Origin of the sequence: Cupriavidus phytohabitans (assembly GCF_017815025.1) — a bacterium.
Classification (GTDB): Bacteria; Pseudomonadota; Gammaproteobacteria; order Burkholderiales; family Burkholderiaceae; genus Cupriavidus.
Map to the genome: position 1 here is coordinate 1 of NZ_JAGIQB010000271.1, position 399 is coordinate 399.

Genomic DNA, 399 nt, shown 5'->3' on the forward strand with positions numbered 1-399 from the left:
CATCGCGTGGTGGAATCGAGGGCTGTGCATCCCGCGCGGCAATCGCCGCGTGGCACGGCTTGCTGTCGTAAGCGCCGTCGCCTCCGATGGTATCGATCGGCGTATCAGCCGGGATCTGATCGAGCAGGTCGGCCAATACTTCGCCATCGCCAACGTCCTGGTGGGTCATCAGTGCAGCACAGATTTGGCCGGTGTTCGCGTCCATGGCGAGATGGACCTTGCGCCAAGTCCGTCGCTTGGACCAACCGTGCTTGCGTACCTTCCACTCGCCCTCGCCGTAAAGCTTCAGCCCAGTGCTGTCGATCACCAGATGCAGCGGCTCGCCGGTACGCGAGGCGGGCAGCACGAGGTTCAGATTCTGCGCGCGGCGGCTCAATGTCGTGTAGTTCGGCACTGGCA

Annotated in this window: 1 protein-coding gene; it reads right to left on the reverse strand. The window is 63.4% G+C overall.

All coding sequences use genetic code 11. The features are described from left to right. A partial coding sequence (locus tag J8I34_RS34450; RefSeq protein ID WP_209808645.1) for an IS5 family transposase occupies positions 1–399 on the reverse strand: 399 nt, incomplete at both ends.